General features: G+C 67.6%; 17 protein-coding genes, 1 tRNA gene and 1 pseudogene. 13 read left to right on the forward strand and 6 right to left on the reverse strand.

The annotated features are described in order from the left end of the window. Nucleotides 1-68: 68 nt before the first annotated feature. From ACIGKL_RS04800 to ACIGKL_RS04860, 13 genes are all read left to right on the forward strand, one after another. Entirely contained in the window at nucleotides 69-884 is an 816-nt protein-coding gene (locus ACIGKL_RS04800; protein ID WP_397485562.1) for an ABC transporter permease, read from the forward strand. Then, nucleotides 881-1,690, forward strand: coding sequence for an ABC transporter ATP-binding protein (locus ACIGKL_RS04805; protein ID WP_397485563.1), 810 nt, complete (start codon nucleotides 881-883; stop codon nucleotides 1,688-1,690). Before ACIGKL_RS04800 ends, ACIGKL_RS04805 begins: the two co-directional genes overlap by 4 nt. After that, nucleotides 1,687-2,415: an urea amidolyase associated protein UAAP1 gene (locus ACIGKL_RS04810; RefSeq protein WP_397485564.1), complete on the forward strand. Its 729-nt coding sequence runs from the start codon at nucleotides 1,687-1,689 to the stop codon at nucleotides 2,413-2,415. The genes ACIGKL_RS04805 and ACIGKL_RS04810 overlap by 4 nt, the downstream gene beginning before the upstream one ends. 137 nt (nucleotides 2,416-2,552) lie before the next feature. Further along, nucleotides 2,553-3,203: an urea amidolyase associated protein UAAP2 gene (locus ACIGKL_RS04815; protein ID WP_397485565.1), complete on the forward strand. Its 651-nt coding sequence runs from the start codon at nucleotides 2,553-2,555 to the stop codon at nucleotides 3,201-3,203. A 198-nt stretch (nucleotides 3,204-3,401) separates the two neighbouring features. Beyond that, entirely contained in the window at nucleotides 3,402-7,025 is a 3,624-nt protein-coding gene (gene uca / locus ACIGKL_RS04820; RefSeq protein ID WP_397485566.1) for an urea carboxylase, read from the forward strand. A 256-nt stretch (nucleotides 7,026-7,281) separates the two neighbouring features. Beyond that, entirely contained in the window at nucleotides 7,282-8,763 is a 1,482-nt protein-coding gene (locus ACIGKL_RS04825; RefSeq protein ID WP_397485567.1) for a diguanylate cyclase, read from the forward strand. Further along, entirely contained in the window at nucleotides 8,760-8,972 is a 213-nt protein-coding gene (locus tag ACIGKL_RS04830) for a cysteine-rich CWC family protein (RefSeq protein ID WP_397485568.1), read from the forward strand. Before ACIGKL_RS04825 ends, ACIGKL_RS04830 begins: the two co-directional genes overlap by 4 nt. 3 nt (nucleotides 8,973-8,975) lie before the next feature. Beyond that, entirely contained in the window at nucleotides 8,976-9,668 is a 693-nt protein-coding gene (locus tag ACIGKL_RS04835) for a pseudouridine synthase (protein WP_397485569.1), read from the forward strand. Between the two features lie 403 nt (nucleotides 9,669-10,071). Then, entirely contained in the window at nucleotides 10,072-10,959 is an 888-nt protein-coding gene (locus ACIGKL_RS04840; protein ID WP_397485570.1) for an alpha/beta fold hydrolase, read from the forward strand. Between the two features lie 85 nt (nucleotides 10,960-11,044). Continuing rightward, nucleotides 11,045-11,118: transfer RNA gene (locus tag ACIGKL_RS04845), tRNA-Gly, on the forward strand. Between the two features lie 137 nt (nucleotides 11,119-11,255). After that, nucleotides 11,256-11,462, forward strand: coding sequence for a hypothetical protein (locus ACIGKL_RS04850; protein WP_397485571.1), 207 nt, complete (start codon nucleotides 11,256-11,258; stop codon nucleotides 11,460-11,462). Nucleotides 11,463-11,714: 252 nt separating this feature from the next. Next, nucleotides 11,715-13,115 (forward strand): electron transport complex subunit RsxC, encoded by a 1,401-nt coding sequence (rsxC, locus tag ACIGKL_RS04855; protein ID WP_397485573.1) that lies wholly within the window; start codon nucleotides 11,715-11,717, stop codon nucleotides 13,113-13,115. Then, nucleotides 13,112-14,074, forward strand: a complete 963-nt coding sequence (locus ACIGKL_RS04860; protein ID WP_397485574.1) for an RnfABCDGE type electron transport complex subunit D — start codon at nucleotides 13,112-13,114, stop codon at nucleotides 14,072-14,074. Before rsxC ends, ACIGKL_RS04860 begins: the two co-directional genes overlap by 4 nt. Nucleotides 14,075-14,095: 21 nt before the next feature. Here ACIGKL_RS04860 and ACIGKL_RS04865 read toward each other — a convergent pair whose 3' ends face one another. The 6 genes and pseudogenes from ACIGKL_RS04865 to ACIGKL_RS04890 form a co-directional block, all read right to left on the reverse strand. Then, nucleotides 14,096-14,971, reverse strand: a complete 876-nt coding sequence (locus ACIGKL_RS04865) for an SDR family oxidoreductase (RefSeq protein WP_397485575.1) — start codon at nucleotides 14,969-14,971, stop codon at nucleotides 14,096-14,098. 135 nt (nucleotides 14,972-15,106) lie between these two features. Continuing rightward, nucleotides 15,107-16,253: pseudogene (locus ACIGKL_RS04870) on the reverse strand (acetyl-CoA C-acetyltransferase). 141 nt (nucleotides 16,254-16,394) lie between these two features. Continuing rightward, nucleotides 16,395-16,958 (reverse strand): hypothetical protein, encoded by a 564-nt coding sequence (locus tag ACIGKL_RS04875; RefSeq protein ID WP_397485576.1) that lies wholly within the window; start codon nucleotides 16,956-16,958, stop codon nucleotides 16,395-16,397. Between the two features lie 15 nt (nucleotides 16,959-16,973). Beyond that, a complete protein-coding gene (locus ACIGKL_RS04880; RefSeq protein WP_397485577.1) occupies nucleotides 16,974-18,755 on the reverse strand; it encodes a hypothetical protein in 1,782 nt (593 codons plus the stop codon). Continuing rightward, nucleotides 18,752-19,105, reverse strand: a complete 354-nt coding sequence (locus ACIGKL_RS04885) for a hypothetical protein (protein ID WP_397485578.1) — start codon at nucleotides 19,103-19,105, stop codon at nucleotides 18,752-18,754. The genes ACIGKL_RS04880 and ACIGKL_RS04885 overlap by 4 nt, the downstream gene beginning before the upstream one ends. After that, complete coding sequence (locus tag ACIGKL_RS04890) at nucleotides 19,102-20,811, reverse strand: hypothetical protein (RefSeq protein ID WP_397485579.1); 1,710 nt, start codon at nucleotides 20,809-20,811, stop codon at nucleotides 19,102-19,104. Before ACIGKL_RS04890 ends, ACIGKL_RS04885 begins: the two co-directional genes overlap by 4 nt. Between the last annotated feature and the right edge of the window lie 2 nt (nucleotides 20,812-20,813).

Below are 20,813 nucleotides of genomic sequence, written 5' to 3' on the forward strand. Positions count from 1 at the left end.
GCCGCGCGCACCAGCCAACCCCGCGAGTACCGTTGGTGCGCACGGCGCACCCTACGCAGAGATAACCCATGCGCCTGATCAACCGACACCCGGATCGCGGCAGTCGCCTGCTGCTGATCCTGCTGCCCTTCGCCCTGCTGCTGTTTCTCTACTTCAGCAGCTCGACCGCGCGGCTGGCGGACAACCCCAACGACAAGCTGCTGCCCAGCGCCAGCCAGATGGCCGCCGCCCTCGACCGTCTGGCCTTCAGCGAGGACAAGCGCACGGGCCAGTACCTGTTCTGGGTCGACAGCGCCGCCAGCCTGCAGCGCCTCGGCATCGGCCTGGGCGTCGCCGCGCTGGCCGGCCTGGCCCTGGGCATCGCCGCCGGCAGCCTGCCGCTGTTCGGCGCGCCGCTGTCGCCGCTCTTGACCGTGCTGTCGATGATCCCGCCGCTGGCGATACTGCCGATCCTGTTTATCGTCTTCGGCCTGGGGGAATTGTCCAAGGTGATGCTGATCGTGATCGGCATCACCCCCTGCATCGCCCGCGATATCGAGCAGCGCGCCCGGGAGATCCCGCGCGAGCTGCTGATCAAGGCGCAGACCCTCGGCGCCAGCACCTGGACGCTGATCCTGCGCCTGGTGCTGCCGCAACTGCTGCCGCGCCTGCTGATCTCGCTGCGCCTGATGCTCGGCTCGGCCTGGCTGTTCCTGATCGCCGCCGAGGCCATCGCGTCGACCGACGGCCTGGGCTACCGCATCTTCCTCGTGCGCCGCTATATGGCCATGGACGTGATCCTGCCCTACGTGGCCTGGATCACCCTGCTGGCCTGGCTGATGGACCTGGGTCTGCGCCGGCTGACCCGGCTGTGCTTCCCCTGGTACGAGGGGGCCAAGCCATGAGCTCGACAAAAAGCAGCGCCTTCATCGAGGTGAACAACGTCTGGCAGGAATATGGCGATCAGGTCGTGCTCGAACGCCTCAACCTGTCGATCGACGAAGGCGAGTTCTGCACCCTGGTGGGTGCCTCCGGCTGCGGCAAGTCGACCTTCCTGCGCCTGCTGCTCGGCCAGGAACGCCCCAGCCGCGGGCAGCTCCTGCTGGCCGGCGAACCCTTGGCCGCCGAGCCGGATGCCAGCCGTGGCGTGGTGTTCCAGCGCTACTCGGTGTTCCCGCATCTAAGCGTGCTGGACAACGTCGCCCTCGGCCTGGAGCTGCCGCAGTCGAAGCTGCTCGGCCGCCTGTTCGGCGCCGCCAAGCGCCAGGCGCGCGAACGCGCCGCCGAGATTCTGCACAAGGTCGGCCTCGGCCACGCCCTGGACAAATACCCCAGCGCGCTGTCCGGCGGCATGCAGCAGCGCCTGGCCATCGCCCAGGCGCTGATCATGCAGCCGCGCGTGCTGCTGCTCGACGAGCCCTTCGGCGCCCTCGACCCCGGCATCCGCAAGGACATGCACGCGCTGCTGCTCGAGCTGTGGCACGAAACCAAGCTCACCGTCTTCATGGTCACCCACGACCTGAGCGAGGGCTTCAGCCTCGGCACGCGCATCCTGGTGTTCGACAAGCCGCGCCACGACCCGCATGCCCCCGGCGCCTACGGCGCGCGGGTGACCTACGACATTCCCCTCAACGAAAGCCGCCGCAGCCAGCGCGCCGCGGCCGAGCTGCTGCCGGCCCAGTTGGCCGGCGTTCAAGGAGCCCGAGCATGACCGCCTCTCTCGCCCTGCGCCCGACCCTGTACGAGGAGACCGTCCCCGGCGGCGGCCACACTTCCTTCGTCCTCAAACGCGGCCAGTTGCTGCGCATCACCGATCTCGAAGGCGGCGCCAACGTCAGCCTGCTGCTGTTCTCTGCCGCCGAGAAAAGCGAGCGGTTGAACCTGCCCGACACCCTCAAGTGCCAGCACACCGCCAAGCTCACGGCCGGCCACTGCCTGTACTCGGACATGGGCAAGGTGCTCGCCGCCATCACCGCGGATACCTGCGGCTGGCACGACAGCTTCGGCGGCGTACTGAATGCCGAGGAGGTGCTGGAGAAATATGGCCAGGGCCGCTACCAGGAACTGCGCAACGGCTTCTTCCGCAACGGCATGGACAACCTGCTGGTGGAAATGGGCAAGTGGGACCTGGGCCTTGCGGACCTGTTGATGAACCTCAACCTGTTCAGCCGCGTGGAGGTCGACGCCGATGGTGCCTTCCAGTTCCGGCCGAACAACTCCAAGGCCGGCGACCATATCGAGCTGTACGCGCCGATGGACTGCCTGGTGGTGCTCACCGCCCTGCAACACCCCATGGACCCCAACCCGCAGTACGCGCCCAAGCCGGTGCAGCTCACCTGGAGCAAGGCCTGTAGCGACGGCATCACCCTGCTCTGCCGCACCTCGCGCCCGGAGAACGGCCGCGGCTTTCACAACACCGAACGCCAGTACCTTTGAATGGGTGACTCGCTGCGCTCGCCCTTCGGCCCGCCCTGAAGGGCGTTCGGCGCAAGCACCGTCCCGCCTGCGCGGGACGCCGAACTCGTCACTCCCGCGAAGGCGGGAGCCCAGTAACTGCGATTGAGGACACTCCGATGAGCCTTACTGCCAGCGACCTGACATCCAGTAACCTGCATCCCGAAACCGCCGTATTCCGCCACACCATCCCGGCGGGCGAACCCTATCTGTTCGAGGTCAAGGCCGGGCAGACCCTGCGCCTGCTCGACCTGGAGGGCAACCAGGCGGTCGACACCCTGTTCTTCGCCGCGCGTAACCCGCGCGAGCGCTTCGACCCGCAGCGCACCCTGCGCAAGCAGAACAAGGTCTACCTGACCACCGGCACGGTGCTCTATTCCAACCTCGGCAAGCCGCTGCTGACCATAGTCGCCGACACCTGCGGCCGCCACGACACCCTCGGCGGCGCCTGCGCGCAGGAGAGCAATACGGTCAGGTACGCCCTCGACAAGCGCCATATGCACAGCTGCCGCGACAACTTCCTGCGCGCCAGCCTGCACGACGGTCGCCTCTCCAAGCGCGACCTCGGCGCCAATATCAACTTCTTTATGAACGTTCCCGTAACGCCCGAGGGCGGCCTGACCTTCGAGGACGGCCTCTCCGCGCCCGGCAAGTATGTCGAGCTGCGCGCCGAGACCGACGTCATCGTGCTGATCTCCAACTGCCCGCAGTTGAACAACCCCTGCAACGGCTGGAACCCGACGCCCGCCGAGGTCTTGGTTTGGGATTGACCGTTTCCCCGTGGGAGGGGCTTTAGCCGCGACAGGCAAGCAAAGCTCGCGGCTAAAGCCCCTCCCACACGAGCCAATAGCCCGCGTGAAAGCTGGGAAATACACCCAACCGGGCTACGCAATTGCGACCACGGACGACCGTGGCACATGACGAATGACGGCGGGACGGCCCGCCATGCCCTTCGAGGGTCAATGAAGATGTTCGACAAACTGCTGATCGCCAACCGCGGCGCCATCGCCTGCCGCATCCTGCGCACCCTGCGTGAGCTGAACGTCGGCGGCGTGGCCGTGTACTCCGAAGCCGACGCCGCCAGCCTGCATATCCAGCAGGCCGACGAGGCCTTCTCCCTCGGCGACGGCCCGGCCGCACAGACCTACCTGCTGGTCGACAAGATTCTTGCCGCCGCCAATACCAGCGGCGCCCAGGCCATTCACCCCGGCTACGGCTTCCTCTCCGAGAACGCGGCGTTTGCCGAAGCCTGCGAGGCCGTCGGCATCGCCTTCGTCGGCCCGACCCCGGAGCAACTGCGCGTATTCGGCCTCAAGCACACGGCCAGGGCGCTGGCCAAGCAGCAGGGCGTGCCGATGCTCGAAGGCACCGAGCTGCTGGAAAATCTCGATGCGGCGCTGGCCGCCGGTGAACAGGTCGGCTATCCGCTGATGCTGAAAAGCACCGCCGGCGGCGGCGGCATCGGCATGCGCGTCTGCCGCTCGGCCGCGGAACTGAGCGAAGCCTTCGAGGCGGTCAAGCGCCTGGGGCAGAACAACTTCAGCGACAGCGGCGTATTTATCGAAAAATACATCCAGCGCGCCCGCCACCTGGAGGTACAGGTATTCGGCGACGGTAAAGGCGAGGTACTCGCCCTGGGCGTGCGCGACTGCTCGGTGCAGCGGCGCAACCAGAAGGTGCTGGAGGAAACCCCGGCGCCGAACCTGCCGGACGGCATGGCCGAGGAACTCTGCGCCGCGGCGATCAAGCTGGCCAAGGCGGTCAATTACCGCAGTGCCGGTACCGTGGAATTCGTCTACGACGGCGAGGCTGAGCGTTTCTACTTCCTCGAAGTGAACACCCGCCTGCAGGTCGAGCACGGCGTCACCGAACAGGTGTGGGGCGTCGACCTGGTGCGCTGGATGATCGAACTGGCGGCCGGCGACCTGCCGCCGCTCAGCGAACTGGCCAGGACGCTCAAACCGTCCGGCCACGCCATCCAGGCGCGGCTGTACGCCGAAGACCCGGGCCGGGATTTTCAGCCCAGCCCCGGCCTGCTCACCGCCGTGGCCTTCCCCGAAGCCGATGGCAAAGCCCTGCGCATCGACACCTGGGTCGAAGCCGGCTGCGAGATTCCGCCCTACTTCGACCCGATGATCGCCAAGCTGATCGCCTGGCAGCCAACCCGCGAACAGGCCAGCGCCGCGCTGGACAAAGCCCTGGCCGACTCCGTGCTGTACGGCGTGGAATGCAACCGCGACTACCTGCGCCAGATCCTCAGCGATGCACCCTTCGCCAGCGGCAAACCCTGGACCCGCTGCCTGGAGAACCTGGTCTACCGGGCCAGCACCTTCGAGGTACTCAGCGCCGGCACCCAGACCACGGTACAGGACTTCCCCGGCCGCCTCGGCTACTGGGCCGTGGGCGTACCGCCGTCCGGGCCGATGGACGACCGCGCGCTGCGCCTGGGCAATCGCCTGCTGGGCAATGAGGAAGGCGCTGCCGGCCTGGAAATCACCATGAGCGGCCCAACCCTGCGCTTTAACACCGACGCGGTGGTGGCGGTGACCGGCGCGGAAATCCCCGTGACCCTGGACGGCGTGGCTCAGCCGCTTAGTACCGCCCTGCCGGTCAAGGCCGGCAGCACCCTCAGCCTCGGCACCATCGCCGGCTCAGGCGCGCGCGCTTATCTCACCCTGCGCGGCGGCTTGCAGCTGCCCGAGTATCTGGGCAGCAAAAGCACCTTTACCCTCGGCCAGTTCGGCGGCCATGGCGGTCGCGCCCTGCGTGCCGGCGATGTGCTGCACCTGCTGCCGCTCGCCGATACCAGCAGCGGCGCACAACTGCCTGCCGCGCTGTGCGGCGAACTGCCGGCCGTGCGCGAGATCCGCGTGATCTACGGCCCGCACGGCGCCCCGGAATACTTCACCCCGGCCTATATCGAGACCTTCTTCGCCACCGCCTGGGAAGTGCACTTCAACTCCAGCCGCACCGGCGTGCGCCTGATCGGCCCCAAGCCCGAGTGGGTACGCGACAGCGGCGGCGAAGCCGGCCTGCACCCCTCCAACATCCACGACAACCCCTATGCCATCGGCGCGGTGGATTTTACCGGCGATATGCCGGTGATCCTCGGCCCGGACGGCCCGAGCCTGGGCGGCTTCGTCTGCCCGGTGACCATCATCGAGGCCGACCTGTGGCAGCTCGGCCAGCTCAAGGCCGGCGACAAGCTGCGCTTCGTGCCGGTGGATATCGCCACCGCGCGGGAGCTGGCCACGGCGCGCAATGAAGAAGTCCGCGATCTCGTAGCCCGGATGCAATCCGGGGACGCCGCGGCGAACAGCCCCCGGATTGCATCCGGGCTACAAAGCCCTGTCGTCCTCGACATCGGCGAAGGCGACACCCGCCTGGTCGCGCGCCTGTCCGGCGATACCCACCTGCTGCTGGAAATCGGTGCGCCGGAGCTGGACCTGGTGCTGCGCTTTCGTGGCCACGCGCTGATGCAGGCGCTGGAGGCACTGAACCTCGACGGCGTGATCGACCTCACCCCCGGCATCCGCTCGCTGCAAATCCACTACCAGCCGGAAACCCTGCCGCTGCAGACGCTGCTCGATACCATCGCCGGCGAATGGGACGCGGTGTGCAACGCCCAGGACCTCAAGGTGCCGTCGCGTATCGTCCACTTGCCGCTGTCCTGGGACGACCCGGCTTGCCAGCTGGCCATCGACAAGTACATGACCACCGTGCGCAAGGATGCGCCCTGGTGCCCGAGCAACCTGGAATTTATCCGCCGGATCAACGACCTGCCCAACCTCGACGAGGTGTATAGAACGGTCTTTGAGGCCAGCTATCTGGTGATGGGCCTGGGCGACGTCTACCTCGGCGCGCCGGTGGCCACCCCGCTCGACCCGCGCCATCGCCTGGTGACCACCAAGTACAACCCGGCGCGCACCTGGACGGCGGAGAACTCGGTGGGCATCGGCGGCGCCTATATGTGCGTGTACGGCATGGAAGGCCCCGGTGGCTACCAGTTCGTCGGCCGCACCCTGCAGATGTGGAACCGCTACCGCGCGGTCGCAGCCTTCGACGGCAAGCCCTGGCTGCTGCGCTTCTTCGACCAGATCCGCTTCTACCCGGTCAGTGCCGAAGAACTGCTGCGCATCCGCCGCGATTTCCCCCTGGGCCGCTACGAGCTGCGCATCGAACACAGCGGGCTGCACCTGGCCGACTACCAGGCCTTCCTCGACCGCGAGGCCGAGGGCATCGCCGCCTTCCGCGGCCAGCAGCGCGCGGCCTTCGATGCCGAGCGCCAGCGTTGGATCGACAGCGGCCAGGCGCACTTCGAGGTCGAGGAAGTGGCCGCCGAACTCGGCGACGACGCCCCGCTCGGCGCTGGCCAGCACGGCATCGACAGCCATATCGCCGGCAACCTCTGGCAGGTGCAGGTGGAGCAAGGCGCACGGGTCGAGGCCGGCGACGTGCTGGTGATCCTCGAGTCGATGAAGATGGAAATCCCCCTCACCGCCCCGGTGGCCGGTACGGTGCGCGAGGTGCGCGTGCAGCCCGGCTCGCCGGTGCGCGCCGGGCAGCGCGTGGTGGTGCTGGAAGAAGCGTGAAAAACTCGCGGCTGCAGCCCCTCCCACGGCGCCCAGCAGGGTCCTGGTGGGAGGGGCTTTAGCCGCGACCGACAGCGTGCCAAGCCCCTGCTGCAGGCGCGAATTCATTCGCGATCAGGTCGCGAATGTCGCGGATAAATCCGCTCCTACAGACATAGCCAGCATCGATACCCCGCCCCCGGCCCGCGCCAACTGGCGCTGCGCCGCCAGGCCGGGCTAGCATGGCGCCATCAATGCCGCGCCACCGGACGCCTTCATGCCGCTGCCCCCAACCCGCAACACCCAAGTCTCGCTGGTTCTGCTGTTGCTGTTCTTGCTCGGCAGCGGCTTTCTCACCACCTCGTTGCTGAGCTACCACGCCTCGCGCGAGTCGATCCGCGACAGCATCGTCAACACCGAGCTGCCGCTGACCTCCGACACCGTCTACTCGGAAATCCAGAAGGACCTGGTGCGGCCCATCCTGATCTCCTCAATGATGGCCCGCGACACCTTCCTGCGCGACTGGGTGCTGGCCGGCGAGCAGGACGCGCAGCAGATGACTCGCTACCTGCGCGAGGTGCAGGAACACTACGGCGCCTTCACCAGCTTCTTCGTCTCCGACAAGAGCCTGACCTACTACCAGGCCAAGGGCGTGCTCAAGCAGGTGCGCGCGGACGAGCCGCGCGACGTCTGGTACTACCGCGTGCGCGAGATGCAGGAACCCTACGAGATCAACGTCGACGTCGACATGGCCAACGCCGACCGCCTGACCTTCTTCATCAACTACAAGGTGTTCGACTACGCCGGCAACTTCATCGGCGCCACCGGCGTCGGCCTCACCGTGGATGCGGTGGTCAAGCTGATCGACACCTACCAGCAGCGCTACGAGCGCAGCGTCTACTTCGTCGATACCCAGGGCAAGCTCAGCCTCACCGGCGCCCAGGGCGGCCCCATGGGCGCGCGGGTCGGCCAGTCGCTGGGCGAGATCGACGGCCTCGACGGCCTGATGGACAAGCTGCCGACGCCGCAGAGCGGCCAGTTCGAGTACCAGGAGCACGGCCGCGAGCACTTCCTCAACGTGCGCTACATCCCCGAACTGGAGTGGTACCTGTTCGTCGACAAGCACGACAGCGCCCTGGCCAGCATCCGCCAGGGGCTCTACCTCAACCTGCTGGTGTGCCTGCTGGTCACCGCCATCGTGCTGGTGCTGGTCAGCCTGGCGATCCGTCGCTACCAGCGGCGCATCGCTGCCCTGGCCACCACCGACAGCCTCACCGAACTGCCCAACCGCCGCGGCTTCGATATCCTCGCCGCGCAGGCGCTGCAGGAAGCCCAGCGCGACAGCAGCCCGCTGTGCGCCGTGCTGCTCGACCTGGACCACTTCAAGGCGCTCAACGACAGCCACGGCCACCTGGCCGGCGACGAGGTGCTGCGCGGCTTCGCCAGCCAGCTGCGCGGCACGCTGCGCCAGGCCGACATCCTCTGCCGCTGGGGCGGCGAGGAATTCATCCTGCTGCTGAAGAACACCGACCGCCACGCAGCCTTCGAGCTGGCCGAGAAGCTGCGCCAGCACTGCGCGCAGCAGCGCTATGCGGTCGCCGGGGACAGCCTGCAGATCAGCGTCAGCCTCGGCCTCAGCCAGTGGCACCCCGGCGAGACCCTGCACAGCCTGCTGGCGCGCGCCGACCGCGCGCTGTACCGGGCCAAGCAGGGCGGACGCAATCGCGTCTGCGAGGCAACCCGGGACGACACGCCGTGAACCCCGCTCAGCGCTGCCCGCTGTGCGGCCAGGGCAACGCTTGCGCCCTGGCCGAGGGCGCAGCGGATATCCAGGCCTGCTGGTGCTTCGCCGCCCGCATCGACCCCGCCGCGCTCGAGCGGCTGACGCCCGAGCAGCGCGACCAGGCCTGCCTGTGCCCGGCCTGCGCCGGTGTGCGCGATGCCAGTGAACGCGGCGAGCAGGACTGAGCCATGCGCCTGGATCGCTTCCTCAGCAACTTCCCGCGCTTCAGTCGCCAGGACAGCCGCCTGCTGATCAGCGCCGGGCGCCTGCGCGTGGACGGCGCGGTGGTTCACGACCCGCGCGTCGAGGTGCGCGACTTCCAGCGCGTCGAGCTGGACGACGAACTGCTCCAGGCCGGCCGCAGCGCCCAGTACTGGATGCTGCACAAGCCGGTCGGCGTGGTCAGCGCCACCGCGCACGACGCACACCGCACCGTGCTCGACCTACTCGATGAGCCGGACAAGCACGACCTGCACCTGGCCGGCCGCCTGGATCTGAATACCAGCGGCCTGCTGCTGATCACCAACGACGGCCGCTGGTCGCGGCGCATCACCCAGCCGCAGCAACGCAAGCCCAAGGTCTATCTGGTCGGCACCGAGCAACCGATCACCGCCGAGTACGCCGAAGTCTTCGCCCGCGGCCTGTACTTCGCCTATGAAGACCTCACCACCCTGCCCGCCCGGCTCGAACTGCTCGACAGCCACAGCGCTCGCCTGACCCTGTTCGAGGGCCGCTACCACCAGGTCAAGCGCATGTTCGGCCACTTCCGCAATCGGGTCGTCGCCCTGCACCGCGAAAGCATGGGCGAGATCCACCTCGACCCGCAGTTGGCGCCCGGCCAGTACCGCCCACTGACCGCCGCGGAAATCGCCAGCGTTTGAGAAACGCTGGCAACGCCGGCAATCGTTCGCAAGCTAACCGACCAACGGCAGCAGCAATATGCGATAAAGCTGTGACTCGCTCTTGCATGGCTGCAAGGGCGCTGCTTAAATCGAACCATAAGTCTCGACGTGACCAACGAGTCACAGCGGACATCTAAGCGTTCCATCGGTTGCTTGCGCCCTGCGCGAACTGGATTCCTGCCTGGTAACACCGCCCTCGCTCCCGGCCTTTAAAAGGCTTGGGCAGTCGCTCTGTTTCGATCCTAACTGATTGAAAATCAAAGAATTATAAAATCCTCCAGCCTGACATTAGGTTGTCATGTCCAGGCGTTTATCTGACTGCCCAAAAGCTCGCGAACGGCCCACCGCTCGCCACGTCAAACCTGCGCCAGGAGGAAACGACATGAGGCCACAGACCGCAGTCGTCGAGATCAACAGGAAGCACAAGGTCCACACGGAGTTCTACGGCAACCCGGCCGCGAGCAAGACCATCATCCTGGTCAACGGCTCCCTGGCCACCACCGCCTCGTTCGCGCAGACCATCAAGTACCTGCAACCGCAGTTCAACGTGGTGGCCTTCGATTTGCCGTACGCCGGCCAGTCCAAGCCGTTCAACAGCGACTTCACGCCCATCAGCAAGGAAGACGAGGCCGCGATCCTGCTCGAGCTGATCGACCATTACGGCGCCAACTACCTGATGTCCTTTTCCTGGGGCGGCGTCGCCTCCATGCTCGCCCTGGCCCAGCGCCCGGCCAGCCTGGAGAAGGCGGCGATCTGCTCCTTCTCGCCGATCCTCAACGTGCCGATGCTCGACTACCTGCACAAGGGCCTGCGCTTTCTCAACGCGGTGGATCGCGACAACATCGCCCTGCTGGTCAACAGCACCATCGGCAAGCACCTGCCGTCGCTGTTCAAGCGCTTCAACCACAAGCACGTCAGCACCCTCGACGAGCACGAGTACCGGCAGATGTACGCCCACATCAAACAGGTGCTCAGCCTGGAAGCGCACTGCCGCAAGGACTGCCTGCAGGCCATCGACATCCCGCTGTTGTTCGTCAACGGCGACCGCGACGAATACACCTCGGTGGAGGATGCCTGCCTGTTCGCCCAGCACCTCGACAACGCCCAGTTCGCCGTGATCGACGACGCCGGCCACTTCCTCGACATGGAACACAAGGCCGCCTGGCTGCAGACCCAGCGCGTGCTGCTGGACTTCTTCAACGCCCCGAGCAAGCGCCTGCAACTGCCGAGCCGCGGCGAACCGCAGGAACTGCAGGCCATCGCCGTATGAGCAGGCCCAGCGGCGAACCGGATGCACCACCGGCACCGGTTCGCCCTTCATTTCCCCGCCGAGTTCCGGTATAAAGGCACCCGCCGCGGGCGTCGTATAATGGCATTACCTGAGCTTCCCAAGCTCATGACGAGGGTTCGATTCCCTTCGCCCGCTCCAAATTCAGCAAGTTAAAGCCCTGTTTTTACAGGGCTTTTTCGTTTCCGGCGTTCGCTGGTGTCGAAGAAGTGTCGAAATCGACCAGCCATGCAGACGGGCTTAGGCGGACAGTGCCAGGATGACTGTCGGACAAGCACATGATTACCGGACGGATCAGGCTCGCGGGAGACGGCAGCAGGATCAGCGACGAAGAGGTGCTCGCCTACATGCAGCGCCAGCTCGGGTCAGGCCGCGCCAAATCGGCGGTGCTGGTGGAGCTGACGCAGCAGGCCTTCCCGGAGGTTTCCCGGGCACGCATCGTGCACTGCTTCCAGCAACTCGACTCGCCGCTGCTCAAGCGCTGAAGCAGCCCCCTACCCGAAACGATTCAGCACCAGGACTGGTGCGGCCCCAAGTGCTCCATGCCGACCGAGATCGGGCTACCGCCGGTCGGCAGGACTGTGCAAAAAACGAACAACCCGCACATTTCACGCTCTGACTTACCCAGTGAGTCATCGAGCCTCCCGCCTCGTTTCCCTCAAACCCCCTGGAGCAAGACCCGCCCATGTGCCGAGCCGCGCAGGGGGTAGTTCATGCCCAAGAATTGGAGGACGGCAATGTCCAGTCATTCGTTTCAGAGCATCGAGCGCATGCCCGTCAGCGTCCATCCCCTGCGCCAGGCGCAGCAACTGCCCTTCTGGCGCCGCCTGATCGGCATCGCCGCGCCGCCCTCGCACAGCTGGCGCGGTGGCATCAAACTCAAGGGCTACAAACAGTTGTCCAACGCCACGCCGATCATCCGGCTGCCGGCCGACCGCCTGCTGCTGAGCATCCCGCTCGAGCGCGGTCGTCGCTGCGCCCAGCCCTGCGTCGAGCCGGGCCAGTATGTGCGCAAGGGCGAGGTGATCGGCCGCGGCGATGCCAGTACGCCCTGGGTCCATGCCAGCACCTCCGGCACCGTACAAGAGATCGGCCCGGCCTTCGCCGCCGACTCCGCCAAACCGGTACTGGCGGTGACGCTGCGCGCCGATGGCCTGGATGCATGGGCCGAACGGCCCCCGCTGGCGCCGCCGCAAAGCACCGAGGCGCTGATCGAACGAGCCCTGCAGATGGGCATCGTCGGCCTGGGCGGCGCGGGTTTCCCCACGGCGCTGAAGCTGGCCGGCGCCGAGCAGCCCGACCTGCTGCTGATCAACGGTGCCGAGTGCGAGCCCTTCCTGACCTGCGACGACCGCCTCATGCGCGAGCGCGCCCGAGCGCTGATCGAGAGCGCCGACTACCTGGCTCACCTGCTCGGCATCAGCCAGACCCGCTTCGGCGTCGAGACCAACAAGCCCGAAGCGATGGCCGCCCTGCGCGAGGCCGCCATTCAGGCGCGCACCTCGGTGCAGATCCGTCCGTTGCCGACGCGCTACCCGGCCGGCGGCCAGCCGTTGATGATCAAGAGCCTCAGCGGCCGTATCCTGGCCCCCGGTGCGCGGCCCGCCGAGATCGGCGTGCTGGCGCTGAATGTCGCCACCCTCTATGCCCTCGGTCGCGCCGCGCTGCACGGCGAACCGCTGATCTCGCGCGTACTGACCCTGACCGGCGACTGCAAGCGCCCCGGCAACGTCGAGGTGCCGATCGGCTATCCGGTCGCCGCCCTGCGCGCGGTGGCCGGTGCCTGTGCCGACGGCCAGCTGACCCAGGTCGGCGGTCCGATGATGGGCCAGCCGCTGCCGGACCCCAGCGCAGTCGTCAGCAAGACCAGTAGCTGCCTGATCTTCGCTGCCGAGCGCTACCTGCCGGCGGCCAAGCCCGCTGCCAGCTGTATCCGCTGCACGCGCTGCGTGGACGTCTGCCCGATGTCGCTCAGGCCACTGGACCTCTACAGCGCCGCGCAGAACCAGGATCACGCCAGCCTGCAGGCGTTGCGCCTCGATGCCTGCATCGAATGCGGCAGCTGCAGCAGCACCTGCCCGAGCAACCTGCCGCTACGCGACAGCTTTCGCCAGAGCAAGATGGAGATGCGCCGATGAGCCTGGTCAAGTCCCCAACCCCGCAGCGCCTCAGCACCTTGATGCTGCTGGTCAGCCTGTGCCTGCTGCCCGGCACCGTGCTGTATGCCTGGCAGTTCGGCAGCGTGGTCTGGCTGCAGACCTTCTGGTGCGTGATCCTCGCCTTTGCCTTCGAAGCCGGGCTGTTGCGCCTGCGCGGGCAGGATGTGGCGCAGGGCCTGAGCGACCTGAGCTGGCTGGTGTTCGGCCTGATCCTGGCGCGCGCCCTGCCGCTGCTGGTGCCGCTGTGGATGATGGCGCTGGCCTGCTTCGCCGGCCTCGCCCTGTGCAAGCACGCCAGTGGCGGCCTCGGCCGCAACCGCCTCAACCCGGCCATGGTGGGCCTGGGGATCATCGCCATCTGTTTCTACCAGCAACTCCACCCGGCGCCCGCCAACCAGGGCGCCTGGACCCTCGGCCTGGACGCCCGCGAAGTGCTGATGCAGCAACTGCACCTGGCGCCGCGCCTCAACCTCGACTCCTTCGCCGGCGCCACCCAGCTGGCCCTCGACGAGTTCAACCCGATCACCCCCAACCTGTCCGGCTACGGCTACGTGGCAGGCGGTCTGATCCTGGCGGCGCTGCGAGTAATCCGCATCGAGATCCCGCTGGCGATGCTCGGCAGCCAGGCCTTGCTGTGCATGGCCGCCGGGCACAGCCTGCAGGAAAGCCTGTACAGCCTGAGCCTCGGCGGCTGCCTGTTCACCGCCTTCTTCATTGCCACCGACCCGGTGACCAGCCCCGACAGCCGCGCCGGGCGCATCCTGTTCGGCGCCACCATCGGCGTGCTGACCGAGTTGATTCGCGAGTTCGGCCTGTACGCCGATGGCCTGTGCTTCGCGGTACTGGCCGCCAACCTGCTGGTGCCGCAGATCAACAGCCTGGTGCAACGCGTGCAGCGTCCCTGGTACCAGCAACCGGTGCCGGCCCTGGCCGGCTGACCGGCCGGGCCCGGGCGAGGACTAGCTGCCGTAGACCTTCTGTGCCGGCACGGCCTGCTCGACCAGCTGCGCCACCGCCGCACCGATCTCCTCGGGCTGCCAGCGCCCGCCCTTGTCCACCTGCGGGCCGCGGCGCCAGCCAGCGGCGATGGACAGCTTGCCGCCCTCCACCTCGAACATGCGCCCGGTCACCCCGCTGGAGGCCTCGGAGCCGAGCCAGACCAGCAAGGGCGCAACGTTCTCCGGGGCGAAGTAATCGAAGCCCTCGTCCGGTTTCTTCATGGTGTCGGCAAACACCTGCTCGGTCATGCCGGTGCGCGCGGCCGGGGCGAGGGCGTTGGCGCTGATGCCGTAGCGCGCCAGCTCGGCGGCCTGCACCAGGGTCAGGGCGGCGATGCCGCCCTTGGCTGCGGCGTAATTGGACTGGCCGATGGAGCCCTGCAGGCCGGCGCCGGAGCTGGTGTTGATGATGCGCGCCTGCGGCGCCTTGCCGCCCTTGGCCTGCTCGCGCCAGTACTTCACCGCATGGCTGCTGATGCAGAAGTGGCCCTTCAGATGCACGGCCATCACCGCGTCCCAGTCGGCCTCCTCCAGGCTGGCGAACATGCGGTCGCGGCAGATGCCGGCGTTGTTCACCACCACGTGCAGGTCGCCGAACTGCTCGATGGCGGCGCGCACGATGCCGGCGGCGGCGGCGTAGTCGGTGATATCGCCGTTGTTGGCGGCAGCCTGGCCGCCGGCGGCGCGGATCTCGCCGGCCACCGCCTCGGCGGCCGGCAGGTTGATGTCGTTGACCAGCACCTTGGCCCCGGCCGCGGCGAAGGCCAGGGCATAGGCCCGACCCAACCCGCCGCCGGCGCCGGTGATGATGACGACACGATCTTGGCAAAGGGACATTGCTACTTCTCCAAATGGGTAGCCCGGATGCAGTCCGGGAGCGGTTTCCCCGGATTGCATCCGGGCTACGTTGCTCGATGGGGCCTTTCCACCCTCTCCCCGGCCCTCTCCCTCAAGGGAGAGAGAGGGCCAGACTCACAGGCGTTCGATGATCGTCACGTTGGCCTGACCACCGCCTTCGCACATGGTCTGCAGGCCGTAGCGGCCGCCACTGCGTTCCAGCTCATGCAGCAGGCTGCACATCAGGCGGGTGCCGGTGGCGCCCAGCGGGTGGCCGAGGGCGATGGCGCCGCCGTTGACGTTGGTGCGCTCGTGCGGGTAGCCGGTCTCCTTGAGCCAGGCCATGGCCACCGAGGCGAAGGCCTCGTTGATCTCCACCCGGTCGATGTCTTCCAGCTGCATCCCGGCCTTCTTCAGCGCGTGGGCGGTGGCCGGGATCGGCGCGGTGAGCATCCAGATCGGGTCGGCGGCGCGCACGCTGAGGTGCTGGATGCGCGCGCGGGGTCAGGTTGTAGCGTTTCAGTGCCGCCTCGGAGACCACCAGCAGCGCGCTGGCACTGTCGCAGGTCTGGCTGGACACGCCGGCAGTGACGCGGTCGCAACCGAACAGGGCTTCCAGCTCGGCCATCTTCTCCAGGCTGGTCTGGCGTGGCGTCTCGTCGTGCTCGACGCCGGCCAGCGGCACGATCTCGCGGGCGAAGCGGCCCTCGGCGATGGCCTGCAGGGCGCGGCGGTGCGACTCCAGCGAGTAGGCCTCCAGTTCGGCGCGGCTCAGACCCCACTTCTCGGCGATCATCTGCGCCGAACGGAACTGGGTCGGCGGCACCGCGCCGTAGCGTTTCACCCAGCCCTCGGAGCCGCTGAAGGGGTCGCGAAAACCCAACGGCTCGGCGGCGGTCATGGCCGAGGAAATCGGGATCTGCGTCATGGTCTGCACGCCACCGGCGATCACCACGTCCTGGGTGCCGCTCATCACCGCCTGGGCGGCGAAATGCACGGCCTGCTGCGAGGAACCGCACTGGCGGTCGATGGTGGTGCCGGGCACGCCCTGGTCGAGGCCGGCGGCCAGCCAGCAGGTGCGGGCGATGTCGCCGGCCAGCGGGCCGATGGTGTCGACGCAGCCGAAGATCACATCGTCGTAGTCGGCGTCGGGAATGCCGTTGCGCTCGACCAGCGCGCGCAACACATGGGCGCCGAGGTCGGCGGCGTGAATCTGGCTGAGGCCACCCTTACGCCGCCCGGTGGGGGTGCGCAGGGCGTCGACTATGTAGGCTTCGGGCATGGGATACGCTCAGTTGAATGGTTGAACCGTTAGCCCTCTCCCCCTGCCTGTAAGCGCGCGCCGGATTTGGCACTGCCGCGCGGTGGATTTGGCACAACGCCAACGGCGCCGCTCCGCAGAATCTAGCGCCGGGTTTGGCACTTAGCCGACCTGCGGTTGGGACGTCGACAGTAACGCGACTGTGAGCCCCAGCTCCCCGGCAGGAACCTCGGGGGTCGCAATCCTGAACAGGTACACCCGCAAGATGTGGTCATAGCCCATCGGCACCTTAAGTTCGCCATCCGCGAAGACGGCACCGTCTGGCTCAGGGCCAATGAAGCTCGACCAACCGAGTGCCTCGCCACCGGGCCCGCGAAGGATCAGGTGGTTACTCTCATGGATCGCCCAGCTAATGACGTCGAAGGCTCGGCTAGCGCCCACAGGAACCGCTGGCAATTGCAGGTTGAAGGGTGCCCCGGCCAGCACCGTGCCTGTGCCGAACACCTCGACAATGGAGTGCCAGGGCTGCATCGCAAAGGTGCCGCCTTCGCCCCCAAACTCGGCATAGCCCTGGCGCACCAGCGGCGGCCCCCAGTCCTCAGGGGCGCTGGTGCCGTGGGCTTGGTACTGATCGCCGGTCAGCGTATCTGTGTAGTGCGCGCCGATGCTCGGCGGTGCCGCCGAGGGTGCTCCGGCGCCGGATAAGGTGTGTTGTACGTCTGCCATAGTGGTTCTCCTGATTCAGGCCCAGTTGATAGGGAGGGTCGCGGGGTAGTCCGTCACGGCCTCCCCGGTGCGTGAGTTGTACGAGCCGCGCAGGCTGCTGTCGGGGAAGCCGTTCAGGGTCTGCTCGGTGCCGGGCTTGACGCCGGTGGGGCAGTACGCGGCGCGCACGTCCGCCACGAACGGCACGCCATCTGCCCCGACCCATGTCGCTGCGAGCTTGTTTGAGTAGCGATGCACGCCGGCATAGAAGCGCCCGTCGACGCCGCGCAGGGCCAAGTAGCCAACCGGCGACACCTGCACGTCGCTGAGGCTGCCAGCGAAGGTCGCCGGGTAGCCGAAGCCGCTCAGCAGTGCGGAGTCGATCTGCTCAGGGGCGGGGGCTGTACTGCCGCTGCTGACGGTTCCTTGCACGGTGGCCGATGCCCGCTGCTCAGCGTCGATAAAGACCTGGGCGCTCATCTGCGCGCGGTAGACGAGGTTCGATAGCTCATTCAACGTCGTGTCGCCGCGCAGCTCGAAAGGCACGTCCGGGTTAGTCGAGACGAGGGGGCTGCCGCTGGTGGCCAGCTGCAGCTCCCGACGCAGCTGGGCGCTGTCGACCTCGGCGCCGTTGACCTTTAGCGAGCAGGTAACGGTCTCGCGGGTCGTGCGGGTGTAGCCGAACGACAGCTCACCCGTCAGGTACTCGGCGTTCTCCCAGGCCTGGTCGGCCGGCGCCGGCAAGGCCCCGCTCTGGCCGTCCGCGTAATACGGCGTGCCGTTCGCTATGAGGACGTTCCCGGACGCCGAAACGTCGAACAACGTCGTGGCTGTCAGCTCGTACTGGGTCGATTGTTCAACCAGCTCAATGGTGCCGTCGTCAGCGAACCAGGCGGTGACGGCCTGGCTGCCCAAGTCCCAGCGCACCTCGCCATCCTGCGCCCTGACTTTGATTGGCCACAGCACCACCTCCGGGTGGCTCTGCGGAGTGGCAATGACCGCTGCGTAGGTCACTCGCGGGGTCAATAGGGCACGGCCCTGATACTCCGAGAAATACTCAGGCTCCTCGCCGCCGTTCCAGAACCAGGCCCCGGCCAGCACCTCGGTGCTCACCGCCTGCAGCGCAATACCGGCCTGGAGCGTGTTCCAGTCCACCGAGTAGCCGGTACGCACTGCGCTGGTCGGCCCGCCGATGTACTCCAGCTCGGCCGCCCACGCCTCGCTGGAGCGAGACAAGCGCAACACGAACAGGTGCGGGCCATAGCCATTGGCCCGGAATATCGCCGCGTCACCTTGGCGGGAGACGTCCGCCAGTTGCAGGTGGTCGGGCAGCATGTCGCCAGTAACGCCGCCGGGGGTCTCCGGGTAGAGGGTGATCGGGGCCGCATCGGCCGGCGCCTGCAGCGGCACAATCGACACCTCCAGTCGGCGCCCGGCCGGGCCACCTTCGACGCCCTGGAGGCCTACCAGCCAGCACTGGCCTGGCGCCTCGGCATAAATGAAGCGGGCAATCTGCGGCAGCTGCAGGGCCACCTTCGACACCTTCTGCCACTCGACGCCATGCACGTAGCCGCCTGGCCAGCACAGAATATCTACGGGCCAGCTCCAGCCGCGTGCCTCGTCGGCCAGCGCCTCGTCGGGGGAGCGAACGGCGCCAGGCGCTCCCGGCACGGCCAGCAACCAGTTATCGCCGTTCTGCGGGAGGCTGACTTCCACGGGGCTGCCGTTGGGCAGCGTGAGCTGCGCCCCCGTTACCAGGCCATGGCAGGGGAAGCCAAAGACCCGGTAGTCGGGTAGCGCGAGGTCGACGTCAATCATGGTTCGCCGCCCTCGACTGGGCGCTCAGCGAAGCGAATCTCGCCGACCTCGCCATTGGCGTCGTGCATGGTGATGGCGGCGAGCTGCGGCAGCTCCAGCGCGACGAGCCCGTCCGTCGTCACCAATACGGTTGAGCTGCCGTGGTACGTCCTGGCGTACTCGGCGGTGTCGCCCGTGCCGCTGCCCTCGACCAACGGCCAGGAAATGCCGGCCCCGGACGGCGGCGCGACATAGGGCACGCTGACCCGCTTGCCGGCCCTTGCGCCGCGCCGCGTGGCGACGGGCAAACCCTCACGGCGCTCAGGCTGCAGCAGCCCTTGCAGATCGTTGATCAGGCGCTGATAGCTCATGCCGCCTCCAGCAGCAGCAAGTCGCCCGGCAGCCCCACCGCATAGCTCTGCTCGCGGGTCGCCTCGGCCGGGTCGCGGTGCTCGGCGGCAATATCCGGCGTGGTGATCTGCAGGCGGCGGGGGTGGGACTCCGAGCTGGGCGTCTCCCAGCCGTAGTTGCCGGCGAAGCCGTCGAGGTCTTCGTCATACTCGGGCGATGTGGGCCGGCCACCGAGTTGGGTTGCCAGTTGGGCGATGGACTCGGGCGGCTCGCCGAAGTCGAACACCGGCCGGGCCGGCAGGGTGAACCCGGCGCCGGCCGCAACCTGGCCAACGCGGGCCAGCGCCAGCTCCAGCTCGGCCACGGCCTCGCCGCTGTCGTGATCCCAGCGCACGGCCCCGCGCACTACCTTGCCTCTGGCGCGCATGCCGAGCGCCTCGACCTGGGCGGTATGCACCAGGTCGAACACCTCGTCGGTGACTGGCGTCTGGAAGGCCAGGCGGCTCAGGCGGTGGCTGGCGTGCATGCGCGTGCGCTCGACGGCAAATGCGGTACGCAGCAGGTTCTCGCGGCGGGCCGGCTCGTCCTCGTCGATGATCCAGTCGCCCAGCTCGTCCTGCGTCGCCGTCTCGGGGCGCGGGCCTTCTTCGTCTTCCCAGGCGCCGCCGTCGAACTCGACCTCGTCGGCGTGACGCGCCGAACCGCCCCGCACGCCGTAGGCTGCCACGGAGCCGGGCACCTCCAGGGTCAGCTTGTAGGTTTCGGTCAGCGTCTGCGCCACGCGGGCGCCCACGCGCGCATTGAACGCCAGCAGGTGCGGGTCGGCAGTAAAACGGTTGCCCCAGGAGCCGCCGTTGCCGCATGGGTTGGGCATCGAGGGCGGCAGCGCCTCATAGGTAAGGCCCAGCGTCGTCCAGTTCGCTTGATCGAGCGCCCCGGTCAGCATGCTCAGGGTCGGCAGCTCGGTGTCGTCGCCCAGCCAGACGCAGAACGACCCGGCCGGGTGCTCCCAGGCGAAGGTGTACTCACGGTGGCGCAGGCGCTGGTAGCGGTACTCGACAGTCAGCTCCACGCGGTTGAGCAACTGATCGGCAGTGGCCAGCTTGAGCTGCAGCGAACCGTCGATGATCTCGTCGGCGGTGAAGCTGTAGTGTGCGACCGGGGCGGCCTCCCAGGCCGTCAGCCGGAACTGGCCGTCGGCGCCACAATCGAGCGACAGTGCGCGGGTGCTGAGCAGGTCGGCGGCGTAGCGTTCGGGGTCGTCGATTTCGCCGAACACGCCCACGGCATAGTCGCCTGGCACAAGGGCGGCGATCTGCTCCGGAGTCATGGCAGCCAGGCGCCGCTGGCGCTGGCAAGTGGCGGTCACGGTGAGCACCTGGCTGGAAATGTCGAGGCTCGGTTGCATCGCCTCGCCGGTAAACCACAGCGCCTGCGCGGCGACCAAGTCACCCTCAAGGCGTTGGTGGTAGAAGGTCACCTGCTGCCCGGTGAAGGCGTCCGGCTCGAATACGCCCGGCTCGGGCAACAGGCGCAGCGTGCAAAGCCGGCTGCCCGATTCTTCAAATTCGATACTCGCCACGCCGGTCAGCCTGGCAGACACGTCCTCGCCGCCGATCTGCACGCGCAGGCGCCAGACCTGGCTGTCGGGCACGGTCACCGCCTGGCCGACCAATGCCGGCAAGGTATTGACCGGGGCGGTGTTGAGGGCGCCGAGGCCGAGCATGC

It is taken from the genome of Pseudomonas sp. NPDC077186, from assembly GCF_044543505.1.
Lineage (GTDB): Bacteria > Pseudomonadota > Gammaproteobacteria > Pseudomonadales > Pseudomonadaceae > Aquipseudomonas.